23 protein-coding genes are annotated in these 18,495 nt (G+C 39.4%); 10 read left to right on the top strand and 13 right to left on the bottom strand.

Annotation, left to right across the window (positions count from 1 at the left end; all coding sequences use genetic code 11):
• Positions 1–4 precede the first annotated feature (4 nt).
• From CWD77_RS14875 to CWD77_RS14855, 5 genes are all read right to left on the bottom strand, one after another.
• A complete protein-coding gene (locus CWD77_RS14875) occupies positions 5–1,066 on the bottom strand; it encodes a sensor histidine kinase (RefSeq protein WP_240596843.1) in 1,062 nt (353 codons plus the stop codon).
• Between the two features lie 12 nt (positions 1,067–1,078).
• Positions 1,079–1,756, bottom strand: a complete 678-nt coding sequence (locus CWD77_RS14870; protein WP_101074380.1) for a response regulator transcription factor — start codon at positions 1,754–1,756, stop codon at positions 1,079–1,081.
• Positions 1,757–1,841: 85 nt separating this feature from the next.
• Positions 1,842–2,435, bottom strand: coding sequence for a Holliday junction branch migration protein RuvA (ruvA, locus tag CWD77_RS14865; protein ID WP_101074379.1), 594 nt, complete (start codon positions 2,433–2,435; stop codon positions 1,842–1,844).
• A gap of 35 nt (positions 2,436–2,470) precedes the next feature.
• Positions 2,471–3,049: a crossover junction endodeoxyribonuclease RuvC gene (gene ruvC / locus CWD77_RS14860; RefSeq protein WP_206018038.1), complete on the bottom strand. Its 579-nt coding sequence runs from the start codon at positions 3,047–3,049 to the stop codon at positions 2,471–2,473.
• A gap of 137 nt (positions 3,050–3,186) precedes the next feature.
• Positions 3,187–4,023 (bottom strand): enoyl-ACP reductase FabI, encoded by an 837-nt coding sequence (locus CWD77_RS14855; RefSeq protein WP_101074378.1) that lies wholly within the window; start codon positions 4,021–4,023, stop codon positions 3,187–3,189.
• A gap of 137 nt (positions 4,024–4,160) precedes the next feature.
• Here CWD77_RS14855 and CWD77_RS14850 point away from each other — a divergent pair, with 137 nt between their 5' ends.
• The 7 genes from CWD77_RS14850 (at position 4,161) to CWD77_RS14820 (ending at position 9,804) form a co-directional block, all read left to right on the top strand.
• Positions 4,161–4,958, top strand: a complete 798-nt coding sequence (locus CWD77_RS14850) for a tripartite tricarboxylate transporter TctB family protein (protein WP_101074377.1) — start codon at positions 4,161–4,163, stop codon at positions 4,956–4,958.
• Positions 4,959–5,138: 180 nt separating this feature from the next.
• The gene (gene ffh, locus CWD77_RS14845) at positions 5,139–6,482 is read left to right on the top strand and encodes a signal recognition particle protein (RefSeq protein ID WP_101074376.1); all 1,344 of its coding nucleotides are present in this window, start codon (positions 5,139–5,141) and stop codon (positions 6,480–6,482) included.
• 47 nt (positions 6,483–6,529) lie between these two features.
• On the top strand, positions 6,530–7,468 hold the full coding sequence (rpsP, locus tag CWD77_RS15850; protein WP_101074375.1) for a 30S ribosomal protein S16: 939 nt from the start codon (positions 6,530–6,532) through the stop codon (positions 7,466–7,468).
• Positions 7,469–7,483: 15 nt separating this feature from the next.
• A complete protein-coding gene (rimM, locus tag CWD77_RS14835; protein ID WP_101074374.1) occupies positions 7,484–8,032 on the top strand; it encodes a ribosome maturation factor RimM in 549 nt (182 codons plus the stop codon).
• 3 nt (positions 8,033–8,035) lie between these two features.
• Positions 8,036–8,728 carry a tRNA (guanosine(37)-N1)-methyltransferase TrmD gene (gene trmD, locus CWD77_RS14830; RefSeq protein ID WP_101074457.1) on the top strand — a complete coding sequence of 231 codons (693 nt, stop codon included), beginning with the start codon at positions 8,036–8,038 and terminating at the stop codon, positions 8,726–8,728.
• Positions 8,729–8,752: 24 nt separating this feature from the next.
• A complete protein-coding gene (gene rplS / locus CWD77_RS14825; RefSeq protein ID WP_101074373.1) occupies positions 8,753–9,121 on the top strand; it encodes a 50S ribosomal protein L19 in 369 nt (122 codons plus the stop codon).
• Positions 9,122–9,249: 128 nt separating this feature from the next.
• Complete coding sequence (locus tag CWD77_RS14820) at positions 9,250–9,804, top strand: adenylate kinase (RefSeq protein WP_206018036.1); 555 nt, start codon at positions 9,250–9,252, stop codon at positions 9,802–9,804.
• Between the two features lie 41 nt (positions 9,805–9,845).
• Here CWD77_RS14820 and CWD77_RS14815 read toward each other — a convergent pair whose 3' ends face one another.
• Positions 9,846–10,766: an alkaline phosphatase family protein gene (locus CWD77_RS14815; RefSeq protein WP_101074371.1), complete on the bottom strand. Its 921-nt coding sequence runs from the start codon at positions 10,764–10,766 to the stop codon at positions 9,846–9,848.
• Positions 10,767–11,207: a D-aminoacyl-tRNA deacylase gene (gene dtd, locus CWD77_RS14810; protein ID WP_101074370.1), complete on the bottom strand. Its 441-nt coding sequence runs from the start codon at positions 11,205–11,207 to the stop codon at positions 10,767–10,769.
• Between the two features lie 518 nt (positions 11,208–11,725).
• On the opposite strand from dtd, the gene purM reads away from it, so the two are divergent.
• Positions 11,726–12,730 (top strand): phosphoribosylformylglycinamidine cyclo-ligase, encoded by a 1,005-nt coding sequence (purM, locus tag CWD77_RS14805; protein WP_101074369.1) that lies wholly within the window; start codon positions 11,726–11,728, stop codon positions 12,728–12,730.
• Positions 12,731–12,791: 61 nt separating this feature from the next.
• Entirely contained in the window at positions 12,792–13,133 is a 342-nt protein-coding gene (locus tag CWD77_RS14800; RefSeq protein ID WP_101074368.1) for an AtuA-related protein, read from the top strand.
• A 20-nt stretch (positions 13,134–13,153) separates the two neighbouring features.
• Here the strand turns inward: CWD77_RS14800 and CWD77_RS15590 are convergent, their stop codons facing one another.
• From CWD77_RS15590 to CWD77_RS14770, 6 genes are all read right to left on the bottom strand, one after another.
• Positions 13,154–13,927, bottom strand: a complete 774-nt coding sequence (locus CWD77_RS15590; protein WP_101074367.1) for a hypothetical protein — start codon at positions 13,925–13,927, stop codon at positions 13,154–13,156.
• 170 nt (positions 13,928–14,097) lie between these two features.
• The gene (locus CWD77_RS14790; RefSeq protein WP_101074366.1) at positions 14,098–14,928 is read right to left on the bottom strand and encodes a purine-nucleoside phosphorylase; all 831 of its coding nucleotides are present in this window, start codon (positions 14,926–14,928) and stop codon (positions 14,098–14,100) included.
• Between the two features lie 109 nt (positions 14,929–15,037).
• Complete coding sequence (locus CWD77_RS14785; protein ID WP_240596841.1) at positions 15,038–15,673, bottom strand: DivIVA domain-containing protein; 636 nt, start codon at positions 15,671–15,673, stop codon at positions 15,038–15,040.
• A 65-nt stretch (positions 15,674–15,738) separates the two neighbouring features.
• Entirely contained in the window at positions 15,739–16,101 is a 363-nt protein-coding gene (locus CWD77_RS14780; RefSeq protein WP_101074365.1) for a hypothetical protein, read from the bottom strand.
• A 2-nt stretch (positions 16,102–16,103) separates the two neighbouring features.
• Entirely contained in the window at positions 16,104–16,418 is a 315-nt protein-coding gene (locus CWD77_RS14775) for a hypothetical protein (RefSeq protein ID WP_101074364.1), read from the bottom strand.
• Positions 16,419–16,486: 68 nt separating this feature from the next.
• Complete coding sequence (locus CWD77_RS14770) at positions 16,487–17,185, bottom strand: YggS family pyridoxal phosphate-dependent enzyme (protein WP_101074363.1); 699 nt, start codon at positions 17,183–17,185, stop codon at positions 16,487–16,489.
• A gap of 255 nt (positions 17,186–17,440) precedes the next feature.
• Here CWD77_RS14770 and CWD77_RS14765 point away from each other — a divergent pair, with 255 nt between their 5' ends.
• Positions 17,441–18,493 carry a Nif3-like dinuclear metal center hexameric protein gene (locus tag CWD77_RS14765; RefSeq protein ID WP_101074362.1) on the top strand — a complete coding sequence of 351 codons (1,053 nt, stop codon included), beginning with the start codon at positions 17,441–17,443 and terminating at the stop codon, positions 18,491–18,493.
• Positions 18,494–18,495: the final 2 nt, after the last annotated feature.

The following is an 18,495-nucleotide window of genomic DNA, read 5'->3' as shown; positions in this document are numbered from 1 at the left end:
GTGATCAAACTGAAACGTGAGAAACTTTGGTCAACGTAAACCGAAATGTGGAACCCTCGTCCGGTTTACTTTCTATACTCAATTTTTCGCCGTGTGCTTCTATGATGTGCTTCACAATAGACAGCCCAAGTCCTGTCCCTCCTTTCTCTCTCGAGCGTGATTTATCAACTCTGTAAAATCTCTCTGTAACCCTGGCAATGTCATTCGGATCAATTCCGATTCCGGTATCTTTTACAAACAACTCAATTTTATCACCCTTCAGGCTGTTCAGGCCGATTTCGACCCTGCCGTTCACCTTGTTATACTTGATCCCATTTTCGATGAGATTTATAAGCACCTGTTTGATCTGATTCCGATCGGCCCTGATTTGAATATTTTTATCAAAATCATGAACAATCAGCTCAATTTTTTCCTTATCTGCTTTGTACTGAAGATTTTCAACAACATCCAGAACCACATCGCGCAAAAACATCTCCTGCATGTTCGACTTTAACTCACCCGTTTCAAGTCTGGAAATTTCCATCAAATCTTTTGTAAGGTAGGTGAGCCGATTCACATTTTTCATCGCCTTATGGAGAAAAACCTCATTCACTTCATCATCGTGAACCGCTCCGTTCAGAAGTGTTTCAATAAATCCCTGGATTGCAAATATCGGTGTTTTAAGTTCATGTGAGATGTCTCCGATGAACTCCTTTCGATAATTTTCAATCTTATTTAGTCGTTCAAGTTCCTTCTCCACCATTTTACTGGCTCTGATGGTCTGTTTTAATAGCGCATCAAGTTCATCTTCCTGCTGGATGGTTATATCGTCATACTCCTCAAACTGCTTTTGAGAAATGTTTTTAACAATGCGGGTTAACTGGTTCAACCTTGAATTGTGGAGATAAGCTGAAATGGAATAGATAATCGTAAACACTACTCCAAAAAGAAGAACAAACAGAAGAAGTGTTTCAAAGGAGTTCATTTCGGTGATGTACCAAATCAACAGTGAAATGGTTGGTGCAATCACAACAGATGAGATTCCTGCTGTTCTCAGAGATATGGCAGAAAAAAAGTTCTTTCTCAATGGATCCAAAATTTAATCTTTGAAACGGTAACCCACTCCTTTTACTGTTTCAATATAGTGATCGCCAAGCTTTTCTCTGATTTTTCGAACATGAACATCCACGGTTCGATCAACTACGTAAATATTATCTCCCCAAACTTTATTCAGAAGAGTTTGTCTGTCGCGCACCTTACCTTTTCGGCTGGCCAGATAATAGAGAAGCTCAAACTCTTTTCGGGGTAATTGAAATTCTTCCTCTCCGCGAGTAACAATATATCTGTCTTTATCAATTTTGAGATCGTGTACTTCCAGTTTATTGACCTCTTCTTCAGTTTCATCATATCGCCGAAGAACAGCTTTTATTCTGGAGAGCAGCTTTGTAGTACTGATGGGCTTGGTGATAAAATCATCCGCTCCAATATCCAGTCCTTCCACTTCTGTTTTTTCATCACTGCGTGCTGTGAGAAATATTACGGGAATCGATTTGAGATCCGGATTTGCTCTCATCTTCTCACATACCTGAATCCCATCCATTTTTGGCATCATGATATCCAAAAGAACCAGATTGGGGTGGTGTTCTTTTGCCATTTCAATCCCTTGCTGACCATTTTCGGCCTTCAGTACCTTATATCCTTCTTTCTTGAGATTATACTCGATCAGATCAAGAAGGTCTTGTTCGTCATCGACTACAAGAATAGTTTGTTTAGACAAATCAAATAATGGTTTATTTACGATTCAAAGCTCATTGCTCCAATGAGTACTGTCTGTAAAATAACCTTCTGTTGTTAAGAAATTATTACCTGTTCATTCTGCTCAAGGCACTCTTAACAATATCTGAAACCGAAAATTTTGGATTGGCAGCCGTAATTTTCTGAACGGTCTGTTCTGCTTCTCTTTTCTTAAAACCTAAGGCTTCAAGTGCTGAGACGGCCTCTTCATGTTTGCTGCGCTGCTCGGTTGTTCCGGTGGCAACAGACGGCTGTGTTTCATCAAAGAGTTTATCTTTCAGCTCCAATACCATTCTCTCTGCAGTTTTTTTCCCGATTCCTGAAATATTTGAGAGTGCTGCGGTATCCTGCGTAACAATCGCCTCCATTAAATTTGAAGGAGGCATACCGGATAAAATAGTAAGTCCCAGTTTTGGCCCAATTCCTTTCACGGTAATTAGCCGTTCAAACAGGTTTTTCTCTTTTGATGTCGCAAATCCAAACAACCGCTGATCGCTGTCCGTGATATGATGATAGATCAACAGTTTGAGTTCCTTTCCTTTTTCAGGAAGTGTCTGCAGGGTTTGATTCGAAATCTCAACCCCATACCCAACACCTTGAACATCAATTATACACCGGTCTTCTGTTTTGCTGTCTAATACTCCTTTTAAATAGGCAATCATATAATTTTAGCTAGAACTTAAATCGCTTGGAATGGTTAATGCTTTTTTACTCTGTCCGGATTGGCATCTACAAAAGCCGCCCAACTGTTTTTACTGTTGTTTTGATGCATTTTTTTCTTCATATCACCGGCCGGAATGTGTCCTGTTTTGGTGTGATGACACCATGCCACGGCCAACGCATCCGTTGCATCATCCTTTAATTTCTTTTCGGGTAACGTCATAACCCGCTCCAGCATAAATGCGACCTGTTTTTTGCTGGCATTTCCGTTACCGGTAATCGCTTTTTTTACTGCTTTGGGATAATACTCCGAAACGGGAATATTTTGATTGGTTATGGCAAGAATTGCCGCAGCTTGAGCCCGCCCAAGCTTTAACATGGCCAGCGGATCTACACCGTAAATCGGTGTTTCTATAGCACATTGAGTGGGTTTGTGCTCTTTTATCAGTTTAGTAATCTCATCAAAAATAAACTGCAGACGATCATTATGATCATCCATTTTTGCCAATCGGATTACATCACAAACCTCTGCCCTATACGATCCATTCGTCTCTTCCAGAATTGCGTAACCGGTAGTTCGAGAGCCAGGGTCGATACCGAGAATTTTAATGGGCATGTTGTGATGGTTTAAATCAAAAATTAAATAGACATGGTATTTTTAAATTTGCGACGTCTTCGCCTCGAAACATAACCGGCTTAGGGCAACACAAACAAAAACTGTTGTCAATAAAATACCATGTCTTGGTATGGAAATTACTCTTCGTCAGCGTAGAGTTTCACTAAACCGTCGATCATCTCTTCTGAAATACCACTAGTCACAAAGCCGCCATCGTGATAGAGGTTCTGCATGGTCACTTTCCGGGTTAAGTCAGAGAAAAGTGTTACGCAGTAATCGGCACACTCATCTGCCGTTGGATTGCCAAGAGGCGCAATTTTATCAGCAAAGGTATACATACTGTCAAATCCTTTAATCCCGGAACCGGCAGATGTTTTTGTCGGAGCCTGCGAGACTGTATTCACACGGATGCCGCGATCGGCCAGTCGGCTTCCGTAATTACGCGCGATACTTTCGAGCAGTGCTTTAGCGTCATTCATATCGGAATACTTCGAGAAAATTCTTTGAGCACCAATATAGGACAGTGCAATTACGCTGGCGCCGTCATTAATTACATCTGTTTTTTCTGCATAGTTGAGAACCTTGTGAAGTGAAATTGCTGAAATATCCAATGTTTGATTCAGCCACTGATAGTTCAAATCTCTATACTCTTTCTTCTTTCGAACATTTGGAGACATGCCAATCGCGTGAAGAATAAAATCCACACCGCCAAGCTCTTTTTTTGTCTCTTTCATCAATTTTTCAACATCCTCTTCACTGCTCACATCGCATGGAATAATCTTAGCGTTGGTCTCTTCGCTTAACGCATCTAATGTTCCCAGACGGAGAGCAACAGGGGCATTACTCAATACAAAATCAGCTCCTTCACGCTTACAGGCCAGGGCAATTCTCCAGGCGATGCTTCTCTCATCCAAAGCACCGAAAATAATCCCCTTTTTTCCTTTTAATAATCCATATCCTTTTTCTTGAGACATATCTGTTCTACTAATTTATAGGTTGATTGCTGCTATTTTGATGAAAATAACTACTTCGACCCTTACATCGAAATATAAAGTATGGCCGGGGCGGATAAGCATTGCATGTTATTTAATTTTTGCCCTTTTTCGTTGTCATGAAAACAAATCGTTATATACCCGTACTTACTATCATTTCGGGTATCCTGCTTGCTTTGAGCGGATTATTTCTGATCGGGATTTACATCTATACGGGCGCTCAGTCCTTAGATCAAGCCGATCAATCGCTACTTTTTTGGTATATCCCATTGATCTTCTTCGGTATTTTACTGAATGTGTCCGGTGCTTTTTTTATCGCCGTCGGAATGAAAGCCCGCCAAAACCCCGCTCTGCAAAAACTCTCAAAAAATTTACTGTTTGTACTCGGTGGTTCACTCATTCTAGTATTAGCTTTTATCTGGACAGGAGAACACAGAGCAGATCAAACCAGAGAAGAGCTTAAACAACAGCAACAAATAAGATCCGATTTACACAAAATTGATGATGTTCAGGTTAAAGATCTTACAGTTGATGGGTTTACCCTAAACATAAAGTCGACCGGTACCGTACATGGCGATTACAAAATCGAAATAATTTTTTCCGATATCCGGGATCGGCTCTATCAATTCAATGAGACCGTCTCGCTAATTTCCGATGAAAGTGATAATGAATTCGAATTTTCAATTGATGATATTTTCCGGGCCTGCACTAACGGATCAAACCAATCTTATTTCTGTGTTGATAACGCAGGAACAACAAATTCAGAACTGAGAATATCCATCCGGCTCATTCCTGTTGATATTGAAGGCTTAGATCTACCAATAACCGGTGTGGAAACTTCGTGGACAACCTCTCTTATTTTAGACACCTTTACCCGTAATGGAATCGTAGAAGTGGAGAAAATAAACCGTGAATAGATCCCTTTATATACTATAAAGAGCCTTTTTTAATCCTTTTTGATAAAACTGATCGAAAGAAGGTCATTCTCTATTGGCGGAGAGAAACTTTTCTAATATTACATGTTGATAATTCAAGGGAATGTCCGTATCATTTGAGACTCTGCATCATTTGATATTTTAATTAAACGAGCCTGTGTAATGTTTGAAGATTTGTCTTCTAAAATAGAATCAGCCGTACAGTCCCTAAAGGGGCAGTCGAAAATCACCGATGTCAACATCGCTGAAACCGTACGGGAAATCCGTCGCGCCCTCCTGGATGCAGATGTAAATTTAGAAGTAGCCCGTCAATTCACCGATGATATTAAAGAACGGGTAATGGGATCCGATGTTTTAACCGCTGTGAATCCCGGTCAGCAGTTCACCAAGATTGTTTATGACGAAATGGTGAAAATGCTTGGCGAAGAGAGAGCCGATCTCGCCGTTGCAAATACTCCCCCTACCGTTATTCTTATTGCAGGACTCCAGGGATCCGGGAAAACCACATTTGTAGGTAAACTGGCCCGATACCTGAAAAAAGAGAATAACAGAAACCCTATTTTAGCAGCTGCCGACGTTTATCGTCCCGCTGCAATCGATCAGTTAAAAACCCTGGCATCTGAAATTGATGTTCCTGTCTACTCCATTAACCAAAAAGATCCGGTACGTGTAGCCAAAGAAGCCGTATCAATGGCAAAGAGCCTGGCACTCGATACCGTTATTATTGATACAGCCGGCCGGCTTCACGTGGATGAAAAAATGATGGAAGAGGTTGCCGAAATTAAAAAAGCGGTCAACCCCGACGAGATTCTTTTTGTGGTTGATGCCATGACCGGCCAGGATGCTGTTAACACAGCCAAGGCATTTAACGACACAATCAATTTTGATGGAGTAGTACTGACAAAGATGGATGGAGATACACGCGGTGGTGCTGCACTCTCTATCCGATCTGTAGTTCAAAAGCCTATCAAATTTATGAGTACCGGCGAAAAGCTGGACGCGCTCTCACCTTTCTATCCGGATCGTCTTGCACAGCGAATTCTCGGTATGGGAGATGTAGTTTCTTTGGTAGAAAAAGCTCAAAAAGAGTTTGACGAAGATCAGGCCCAGAAACTTCAGAAGAAAATAAAGTCTGACAAGTTCGATCTCGTAGACTTTTATGATCAGATACAGAAGATCAAAAAAATGGGAAATATTACCGACCTGGTTGGTATGATTCCCGGTGCTGATAAAGCCATGAAGGATCAGGATCTGGATGAAGATTCATTTAAGCCCATTGAAGCCATTATTGATTCAATGACACCTGAAGAACGACATGATCCTTCATTACTAAATGGTAGTCGTCGCCGGCGTATTGCAAAAGGGTCCGGCACATCTGTTCGGGAAATCAATGAGTTGATGAAGCAGTTTGAACAGATGAAGAAGATGATGAAGACGATGACCAAAATGAATAAAGTAGGCCGGGCAATGGAAGGATTGAAAAATCTGCCGTTTGGCCGACAATAAATAACAAAACGAATATATACTTAACAAAACCTTAAAGGAGTACATCATTGATTAAAATACGCTTACAACGAAAAGGAAGAAAGAAACGACCTTTTTACCACATCGTGGTAGCAGACAGCCGTTCTCCTCGTGATGGCCGAATCATCGAAAGACTTGGCCGATTCGACAATGTGAGTGAAGACAAACAGCTCTCTTACGACGAAGAACGCGTAATGCATTGGCTCAAAATTGGAGCACAACCCAGCGACACTGTTCGCAGCATTTTCAAAAAAGAGGGTATCCTCTACAAAATGCACCTGATACGATGGGGTAAAAGTGAAGAAGAGATTGAAGCTGCTCTCGAAGAGTGGAGAACCGCTCGTGAAGAGAAAAATGCTGATAAAGACAGCAGCCGTAAAGCTAAACAGCAAGAAATTCTGAAAGCTGAAGAGAAAGAGTATAAGAAACAGCTGGAAGAAAAAGCTGCCGCTGCAGCCAAAGAACTCGAGCAAAAGAAAGCTAAAGAAGAGGCCGAAGCCAAAGAAGCTGCTGAAGAAGAAAAAGCTGAAGCTGCAGAAGAAACTGCCGATGAAGTAAAAGAGGAAGAAAAGGAAGCAGTCGCTGAGGAGTCTGCTGAGCCAAAAGCAGAAGAGAAAAAAGAAGCTAAAGCTGAAAAATCTGAAGAGAAGGAAGAAGCTAAAGCAGAGGAAGCCGAAGAGGCACCTGCTGAAGAGGAAGTAAAAGCTGACGACTCTGAAGAAGAGGAAAAAACAGAAGAAAAAGCTGAAGCAGAACCTGCGGAAGAGAAGAAGGAAGAAGCTCCAAAAGAGGAGAAAAAAGCTGAAGAAAAAGAAACGGCTCCTTCTCAAGTTTCAACAGATATGAATGCTACTGAAGCGATTGACCATATTAAAAACACCTCTCTTGAAGAATTGAAAGGATTTGTTCCTAAAGATGAAGATCGTGTTACGGTTCAGCGTGCATGGGAAAGCAAGCAGGAAGAGTAATTCATTAAACCGGTTATGAGTAATATTGTTAATAACCGGTTTATCGAAATTGGCCGCTTTGGCAGGCCCAGAGGATTGGATGGAAACATTCGATTTCAGCCAAATGAAAACTTTATTGATGGCCTTTTTGATCAGATTGATCTCTTCTATATGAAGAACGAACGCTCTGATCTGATACCCGCAAGAATTGAATCTTACAGGGTTGAAAAAAAAAGAAACCAACAAACGTTCTTTGTAAAATTTGATTTAATCGCTGACCGGGATGATGCCCAAGCCGCAATGAATAAAGCTCTCTTTGCTGTAAATGAAGAGCTAAACCAGATCAAACAGGAGAAGGATGATTCCGACTCTGTTGATGTAACAGGCTACAGCATCATCTCTGATGATACAGAGATTGGCCTTGTGCTGGATGTTTTTGAAAATCCTGCACATCCAATTCTCGAAATTAAGTATCAAACCGGTTCGCTGCTTATTCCCTTTGTGGATGAGTATATAGATCGTGTAGATCACAACAGCAGTACTATTCACTGCAAAAACCTCGACCAACTTATTGAAGAAGGTTAAATGCTGAGAATTGATATCATATCAGGTGTACCTGAACTGCTGAACAGCCCGCTTGAAAATAGTATTGTGGGACGTGCCAGGGATAATAAACTGGTAGAAATCTACACTCATGATCTTCGCGAATATTCTGAGGATAAACATCACAAAATTGATGACTATCCATATGGAGGCGGAGCCGGAATGGTAATGACAGCACAGCCTATTTTTTCCTGTATTCGTAAACTGCAAAGTGAACGAACATACGATGATGTACTCTTTACAGCAGCCGACGGAAAAAAGTTTGAGCAAAAAAATGCTAATAAGCTGTCACTTAAAAAGAATATCATCATTCTTTGCGGTCACTATAAAGGTGTTGATCAGCGTGTGAGGGATGAACTGATTACCGGTGAATTTTCAATCGGTGATTATGTATTATCAGGCGGTGAGCTTCCGGCATTGGTTATGACTGATGCTATTGTTCGACTGCTTCCCGGAGTTCTGGGAGATGCAGAAAGTGCTCTTACAGATTCATTTCAGGATGATCTGCTTGAACCACCCACATACACACGACCCGCAGAGTTTGAAGGTTTAAAAGTACCGGACATTTTACGATCAGGTGATCATAAAAAAATTACTGAATGGCGATCCGAAATGGCGATTAAACGAACCAAACAGAGACGACCCGATTTATACGAAAAATTTAAAAAGAAAAACTAAAGCCCAGTAACGAGGACAATAATCATGGATAAATTGAAACTTGTAGAACAGACCGTTGTACGCGACGATCTACCGGAATTTACAGCCGGTGATACCGTAAACGTTCACTATCGTGTTCGTGAAGGGGATAAAGAGCGAATTCAGCAGTACCAGGGCGTTGTTATTAACGAACGCGGAAGTGGTGCCAATAAAACGTTTACTGTGCGTAAAATGTCAGGCAGCGTGGGCGTAGAAAGAATTTTCCCTCTATACTCTCCTTTCATTGCTAAAATTGAAGTGAAAAAGAAAGGACGTGTTCGCCGTTCTAAGCTTTTCTACCTTCGTGACAGAAGAGGAAAAGCAGCCCGAATCCGTGAAAAAGATTCTACGAATACTACCAATAATAAGAAGTAGTATCTATTTTATACAGGCGATGCATTAATGCATCGCCTTTTTTATGACATGTACGTTGTCATTTTAAATCAGTCCTTCCTGATGCGTTCAGAGAGACTATGCGCTAACTATAAAATAATTAGGCTATCATGAATATTATAATTTTTGGCCCTCCGGGAGCGGGTAAAGGTACTCAGGCTGAAAAGATGCAGAAGCACTTTAACATTCCTCATTTATCTACCGGAAATATTTTCAGAGAAAATATCAAAAATGAAACTCCTTTAGGTAAAAAGGTTAAATCCATCCTGGATGCCGGTAATCTTGTACCGGACGAAACGGTTGTTGATCTGGTTAAAGATGAACTCAGCAAGCCGAAGTATGACAAAGGTGTCATTCTCGACGGGTTTCCCAGAACAGTAGCACAGGCTGAAGCTCTCGATTCTTTTTTTGAAGAGAATGGTAAAAAAATTGATGCATTCTTAACTCTTACCGTTCCGGAAGAAGAACTTATCAATCGAATTTTGAGCCGCGGTGAAGGACGATCTGATGACACTCCCGAAAAAGTAAAAAATCGTTTGAGCGTTTATCAAAAAGAGACAGCCCCTGTTTTAAACTACTACAAAGAAAAAGGTGCTGTTAAAGAAATTGACGGTGTAGGATCTATTGAGGAGATTTTCGATCGAATCAAAGATGCTGTGTCTTAATTCTATCAGCTCCATTAGATACCTTTTTATAAAAAAGCTCTTCATTTTGAAGGGCTTTTTTTGTTTCTATCCCTTTTTAAAACTTCTATAATTGCCGGCGTTATATCCAATATCGATTTTGTCTCCAGAAATGGCTTGGTATCTCCCTTTACAAAAAGAGGCACAGGATTGCGAGTGTGGGTTTTTATAGAAAGATCTTCCAGATTCCCATGATCACTTGTTATTACCAGTGTATCATCTTTCTCTAAATTCTGAATAACAGAACTCAAAAACCGATCCAAAATATTTAAAACTTCTCTTGATTTCTTTTTACTCATTGCATGACCTGCTTTATCTGTCAGGTAATATTCGTACAGAACCAGGTCATACTTATTCATACTCCTTAATGCCCTTACTGATGCATCTTCCGGGGTAATTACAGGAACATCCAGATTCAAAGACTCTCTCCACGCTTTTTGAATAATTTCTGCTGTTAAAGCTTCCTCATTTAGAATTTCATCTATTCCATTTAATTTTAAACCTGCAGATTTTGCCATTAATGTAGTACAGGTCCATCGATCTCTTTTTTCCGATTTTGTAAAAAACAATTCCGGATAAGCATTTAAAAAGTGAGGTTTAAATCCACTCTCTATTGCTTTGTGAAACAGACTCCGCTTTTCTAAAAGAAATTTTGTTGATGAATAGGGAAAGGGTCCAAAGTGTTTTCCAGCAATCTTTGAAGCATTTTCACCTGAAAATAAAGATGCCTGTCCCGTTCCACTTTGAGGCAGACCCTCAACATCCAAATTTGCGTCTATTTTTAAAAAGAGTTTATCATCCTCAATTACTTCATCCAACCCACTATGTAGGCCATCCCCATTGGTAAAATAAGAGAACGATTTTAAGGTTGAATCAGCAAGAGGATTATTTTTTGTCTTATCACCTACTCCAACTCCATCAATAAATACAAACAGTACAGACATCTATTTCTCAACAATTATGGTTACAGGTCCGTCGTTTAGCAATTCAACCTGCATCATTGCTCCGAATTTTCCTTCCTGAATATTGAGATCCGTACTCTTTTTAAATCTCTCAACCATGTAATTATAAAGTGGTTCAGCAACATCAGGTTTAGCCGCTTCAATAAAACTGGGTCTGGTTCCCTTTTTTGTATCCCCATATAGCGTAAACTGAGAAACAACCAGAATTCCTCCCTTTATATCCTGGACCGATCTGTTCATTTTTCCCTCATCATCTTCAAATATCCGTAGCTTAGATATTTTATTACAGCACCAGTCGATTTCCTTCTTTGTATCCGTTTCGTGTATACCAACCAAGAGAAGTAATCCCTTTTTAATTTTCCCTGTAATTTCATTTTCGACGGTTACTGATGCTCTGTTTACGCGCTGAACAACAACTTTCATATGTGGAAAAGAGTGTTAATAATTCGAGATTACTATGTGGACAAAATGAATTTGTAATTATTTCAAATATCTATCCACAGCAATTCACAAAAATCCGGGATTTTACACATCCGAAAAGAACAACTTTTGATGTGGATAGATTAATATGTTAAGATAGGTGTGATCCTTATAAAATGTTAATTACTTTTTTTATTGCAACCTAAGTAATTGATTTTACTTCTTTATTTATCCACAAAATTATCAACAATAAACCAAACATCACTGTAAAAGAAAGGATAAAAAAGTTATAAACATATCCACAGGCACTACTACTAAAAGACAAAATATTAATCTAATCCTTATCGTATATACGTGTGGAAAACATTAGGAATTAAATCAAATCCATTCTCTCATTCTTTCTATATTTAGGCAAGATTATAAATGAACCTTATTCTACTTCCCAGGCATAGAAAGATTCTTTTCACTAACGGTTTATTGGTAATCTTATCAAGTTAAGTTCAATTATTGATCCCGATACAGTGAGTAAAAAAACATTCAGTTACAAAGATTCAGGCGTAGATATAAAAGCCGGAGAAGAGTTAGTCGACTCCATTAAAGACGTTGTTCAGGAAACACATAACGAAAACGTATTGACGAACATCGGGGGATTTGGAGCTCTGTTTAATGCAGACTTTTCATCGTACAAACAGCCGGTACTTGTAAGCAGCGTAGACGGAGTGGGAACCAAATTAATTGTAGCATTTAAAACCAATCGATTTGATACAGTGGGACAGGACCTGGTGAACCATTGTGTGAACGATATTGCAGTATGTGGTGCAAAACCTCTTTTCTTTTTAGACTACTTTTCTACCGGTAAGCTGGAACAGCATGTAGGTTTCGATGTAATTAAAGGTTTTTCTAAAGCGTGTAAGGAGAATGGTGTAGCACTGATAGGTGGTGAAACAGCTGAAATGCCGGATATTTATAAAAAAGGTGAGTTTGATCTGGCCGGAACCATTGTAGGTGTAGTCGATAAAGAGGAGCTCATTGACGGATCAAAAATTAAGAAAGGTGATCTCCTGGTAGGTTTTAAAAGCAGTGGCCTGCATACCAATGGATACTCACTGGCCAGAAATGTTCTATTCAGTGAATATAGTGTAGATGATCAACCGGATGAATTAAATAGAACCATTGGTGAAGAACTGCTTCAAGTTCATAAATCATATTTAAAACTGATAACGGATTTAAAATCTGTTCAGGGAGTTAATGGCTTTTCTCACATTACCGGTGGGGGGATTATTGGCAATACAAAGAGAGTTGTTCCTGATGGTTTATCAATCCATATTAACTGGGATAGCTGGAAAAGACCTGCAGTTTTTGAATTGATTCAAAAGACAGGAAATGTAGAAGAACAGGATATGAGACAGACGTTTAATCTTGGAATTGGACTCATTGCTATTGTTTCTCCTGACTCATTGGATGAGGTGAAAAAGAGAGCTGCTACATACGATGAAGAACTATTCCTGATAGGTGAAATTGAGTAGAAAATATTCCATTTTATAAACAAATGGAGTTAACGATTGAATAAACTAAACAACTATTGAGATGCCTACTGTAAAACTATTGAAATTAGCCCACGGTCGCAGCGGAGATAAAGGAAATGGAAGTAATGTGGGGATCATTGCACGTCATCCTGAGATCTATCCTTTCCTGAAAAATGAACTTTCGGCAGACCGGGTGAAAGAACATATGAAGCATATTTGTAAAGGTGAAGTTGAACGCTATGAAATGGATAATATTGGTGCGCTAAACTTTATCCTCAACGAGAGTTTGGGTGGAGGCGGAACAGTATCACTGAAATTGGACGCTCAGGGAAAAACACACGCATCTACCCTGTTAAGAATGGATATTGAAGCACCTCAGGAGTTGATTGATTTGGTTGAGTAAAACAATTCTATAAAACTGTTTTACTCCATGCCTACATCAAAGCGTTCGCGAAGCTCTTGTATATAAATTCCTATATCGTTACGAATTTCGAAAAGCCTGTTGTGAAATTCGTAATATAGTTCGCTTTTTAAAAGAGCGCCTTTCTTTAGTTTTTGAAGATTGTTAAGAGCTTCGTTTGCACTGAAAAGAGCTTTTTTAGTGTAGGCAATATTTCCACCCAATACATCCAGATCAAAACCGAATGAATACCCCCCGGCTAACTTAGCAGATATAATGAGGGTATTACTTACAAAATCATGAACGGCTTTAGATTGATTAGATGGAGAAATGGTTTCACCCCACTTTAATACATCTACGGCATAATTTCGAGCTTCCTTGTAAATGGCCAGATTTTCAATAGAGCCATATTCGTCCATCGTGTAATCTTCACTCAGCTCTTTCCAGTCCTCGCCACTGTCGTAATCGTCAAAATCTTCGTCTTGATCAAACGGAAAGTCGTTATCCAGGAAAAAATCATCATCATCCCATTCATCATCTTCTTCGTCTTCCCAATCATCCTCATCTTCCGGGAAGTAGGCGTCATCTAAAAGAAGTTCTTCTTCAATAAAGGTTTCAACTGCATCCAGCTCATCTATACTCTCTTGTAATAAAATGAGCCAGCGAGGAGTGTTTCCATGCGGATCGGAAGTGATAAATCGTCGAAGTTGTTCGCTTCTTTTCTCGATCTCGTTTAAGTGAGACTCCCATTGAAATTCATTCCAGATGGGGCCATCGTCAAAATCGTGAAAGCTCATGCGCAGTGATGTGCTAAAGAATTATTGGTTATTGTATTTAATTAAAAAACCCAATTAAATACAAGTGTAAAAATACGACTTTTAAAACTAAAAGTAACTATAAGAACGCTTTTGATTTGAGTTTCTTATTGAACCTTTAAAAACTATTTATCTAATTGATTTAAAATAATTTATAGTTTTTCAAGTACTCCAATCATCACTTTTGTCATTTTTGGTTCGGCCATTCCGGCAGCTTCAAGAATATCTTCCATTACAACGGGTTGGAGTGAGTCTGGGAAACATTCATCGGTGATTACAGAAATACCCAAAACTTCCATTCCCATGTGTACAGCAGCAATTACTTCAGGAATTGTGCTCATACCAATTACATCAGCACCAATCAGTCGTAAAAATCGATACTCAGATTTGGTTTCCAACATTGGACCGCTCATGGCTGCATAAACTCCCTGGTGCATAAAAATATTTTCTTCCAATGCTACAGTGTGTGCAATATCGATGAGTCTTTCAGTATAGGGTTCGCTCATATCAGGAAACCGAAGGCCCAATTCATCATCATTTGGACCAATTAAGGGGTTATCTCCCAACAAATTGATATGATCATTAATCAGCATGATATCCCCTCTTTTAAAATTTGGATTCATGCCCCCGCTCGCATTGCTTACAAAAAGAGTATTAGCTCCGTTGGCTTTTAGTACACGAATTGGAAAGACAATCTGCTGCATGGTATATCCTTCATAAAAGTGAAAACGTCCCTGCATGGCAACAACATCTTTTCCACCTAAATTTCCGAACAGAAGCTTACCGGCGTGACTCTCAACAGTAGAGACAGGAAAGTGTGGAATTTCGTTATAAGGAATCTCTGTTTTGATGTCCATTTCATCTGCAAGCTGTCCCAAACCGGTACCCAAAATGAGCATGTACTCCGGACGCATATCCGTTATACTTTGAATGTGTTCCAAGGCTTCATTTCGGTTTTTTCGAAAGGTTTCTACAGATTCCATAATTATTTAAAATGATGAATTGGTGCTTATTTGAAAGAATGGAGAAGATAACAAATTCCCGATCTCCTTTTGATAAGTTCTTCTAAGATGGGAATTGTTATATCGTTTTTTAATCGAGTTCGTCTAAAATATCATCCAAAGATTGTGGTACGGATGACTTTGATGATAAATCATCATTTTCTGAATCATCAAATTGGAATTTTTTCTTTTCAGAAGTGGATTTATATGGAGAGTTTGATTCTTCAATCTCCGGCTCTTTTGGCAAGCGGAAAAGTGAAGCTTCATCTTTACTGAATTGACTGAGAGACTCCTGTGCAATTTCCAGATAGGAATTTATTCCACCGATAATTTCTTTACGTCGGTCCAATAATCTTAAAATACTTTGGCGAATTTGCTGTCTCTGCTGGTGGGCTTCCCGAACAATTGAGTCTGCTTCCATTTCAGCTTTTTCAATGATATTTATAGACTCTTTTTTTGCACCGGTTAACTTTTGCTCAGCACTGTCTTTTGCCGTTTGAAGGGTTTCGTGAAGAGCTTCTTCAACACGTTCATAGTGTTTCAGTTTATCATCCATCTTATCAATTTGAGCTTCAAGCTCTCTCATTTTACCTACCATGTGTTCCCACTCACTGGCAATCAAATTCAGATACGCGTGAACTTCAGCCGTATCATATCCGCGCAAAGATTTTTCGAACTGCTGTTGTTTAATTTCCAGGGCGGTGAGTTTCATCGGTTGTGATCCCATAGTTAGGTTATGATATACAGGTTATAAATTGACAGCTAAAAAACGACACTTAAAGAACATAACGATTACTGATTTAACATGTTTTTCAGTTTTCCGCTATTCGATTGGTTATTGTCCTCTTTTTTTTGTTGATCTTCTATTTCTATCTCAATTGCGCTTTTACGTTCCGTCTTTTTTTCTTCCTTTTTGGTTGTTTTAGATGGCATCGGTTCATCTCCAGAAACGATGGCTTCAAGGTTTTGTAAACGACGATCGGTTTTCTCTTTAAATTCTCTCAAGGCAGCTAAAAATTCTTTATTATCGGCTACGCTGCTGCTTGATTTACGTTTTATAGCCGCTTTGATAATACTTCCTACCGTTGTGATAAATACAATTGCAATTACACTCCCAAAAATTACACTTAAAATGGCTACATCATCCCCACCCATAATTAATCACCTTTTGATTTTGCTAAATTAGAAACTCTGTTTTCGTTATCCTTTTTGATGTTTTCTTCCTCATTAATTTCAATTCGATCCAGCGGATCCATCGACTCTGATTTGAAACTATCCGGATCATTTGCCGCAATGGCTTCCAGATTTTCAATACGTTTTTTCATTTGATGAAGCAGGCTGCGAATCTCTTCAAGGTCGTCCGTAGTTTGAGACGACTTATCCTGCCATTTTAATTTATTCTTCTGATAATCAATAATATAACCGCCAATAATAACTGCAAGTGCGATCAAAACCCATGCAAAAGCTCCCATATCTATTTACCGGTTCGTTTAAAATAGTAAATATGCTATTTAGACTTTCATTATAACGGAATGATTTTTTAATAGTTGCGTTCGCCAAAAATGGCAGTGCCAACCCGTACCATCGTGGAACCTTCCTGAATGGCTACCTCCAGATCATTGGTCATTCCCATCGACAGGTGTTTCAGGTCTACCGAACCCTCACTCAGATGTTTATGCTCGTCGCGAAGTTTTTTCAAAAGTTTAAATTCGGGCCGGACAACATCCAGATCATCAGTAAAGGTAGCCATTCCCATCAAACCTCTGACTTTAGTGTATTTTAAGTCCTGAGCATATTTCAGTATCCCTTCTAATTTCTCCGGATCACAGCCGCTTTTCTGATCCTCATCGCTGATATTAACCTGGATTAAAACATTAATGACCCGGTTAATTTCGGAGGCTCTTTTCTCTACCTCTTTCAATGCTTTCATTTTATGGATGGATTGAATCCAGTTAACCCTCTCAACCATATATTTAATTTTATTGGTCTGAAGGTTACCGATAAAATGCCATACGGCAGCCGGGTTTTTGATAGACTCCATACGGTCCTGAAGGGCTTTTGCCCTGTTTTCACCAAAATGGAAGTGGCCATGTTCTATCAATTTAAGAACATCTTCATCGGGCTTGGTTTTACTAACCGCTACCAGCATCACTTCGCCGGGATCCCGGCCGGCATCTTTACACGCTTTGTCAATTCTTTCCTGAACCTGATTATATCGTGAAATAATATCACTACTCATAAATATCAGCCATTTATTTTCTACAATTTACCTCTTTACACTGTTAATTAAGATAAGCCTGAAAACATTTCAAAAAGTAATTGAAAACACAAATAAATCCCGAATTTAGTTTTTTAATGGTTTAAAAATAATCGTATTTTACAAGCCTGTGAAAAAGATTATGATACATCAGCAAATATCTTACATAAAGGGTTTAGCGGGTTCTTACCTCCCGGCCGAGACAAAAGCACATCAAACAACCGGAGGCCCCCAGACTTGAATACTCAGGTTCGCCATATAACAGACTTTATGCATCAGTGGGCACCTCCCGGCATAAAGATGAGTTATGACAATGTAGGACTTTTAGTTGGCGACCCCACCGCTTCTGTATCCAGAGTTTTGGTCTGCCTCGATGTAACAGAGGATATTGTTGATGAGGCATTGGATAAAAAATGTGAACTTATAGTTTCGCATCACCCCCTTATTTTTAAAGAAATTTCCAGTATCAACCCTACAGATGAGCAGGGACGGATTATTTACAAAATGATCCGTAATAATATTGCTCTCATGACTGCACACACGAATCTGGATGCAGCCCTGGATGGAGTTTCATTTGTATTGGCCAATAACCTTGGCCTTGATAATCTCCAGTTTCTGGATAAGAGTTATAACATCAGTCGAAAAATTTCGCTGGTAACCAGTACAGACGACACAAAAGCTGTATTAAAACTTCTGAACTACTTCTCTGCCGAAGAGGCTCACTTTTTCAGTGTAGATAATCGCAAAGAAGGGCAATTCTGTTTTGAAGCAACCATTGATCAACAGAATGTTTCACAGTTGCGAGGCGCTCTGGAAAAAGAAGGTTTATTGAAAAAAGGAAGTTTTCAGGAGATGGAGCTCACTACTCCTTCCAACAATTTTGGAATGGGAGTTTTGGGAGATTATCCCGAAGAGGGAATTGCGATGGATGAATTTCTTCACTTGGTTTGCAGAGCTCTTGATGTGCCAGCCCTCCGCTTTTCCGGAAAATCAGATCGAATTAAAAAAGTAGCAGTTTGTGGAGGAGCCGGAGTTTTTCTCAAGAAAAAAGCGATTAAAGCCGGAGCAGACGCATTTGTTACCGCAGATATTAAATATCACGACTACTTTACTGAAAAGCAGGATTTCCTGCTTGTGGATGCCGGTCACTACGAAAGTGAATTTCCTGTAGTGGAAGCCATCCGAAAAGAACTTTCTGAAGCTTTTGAACACCTATCCGTAGATGCAACCGAAACGGTAACCAATCCAATGAAGGTCTACGTCACCGATTTTGAAAATAAAAACATCTAAAC

Origin of the sequence: Rhodohalobacter barkolensis (genome assembly GCF_002834295.1) — a bacterium.
In the GTDB taxonomy this organism is placed as follows: Bacteria; Bacteroidota; Rhodothermia; order Balneolales; family Balneolaceae; genus Rhodohalobacter; species Rhodohalobacter barkolensis.
This window is presented reverse-complemented; position numbering and strand designations above follow the sequence as displayed.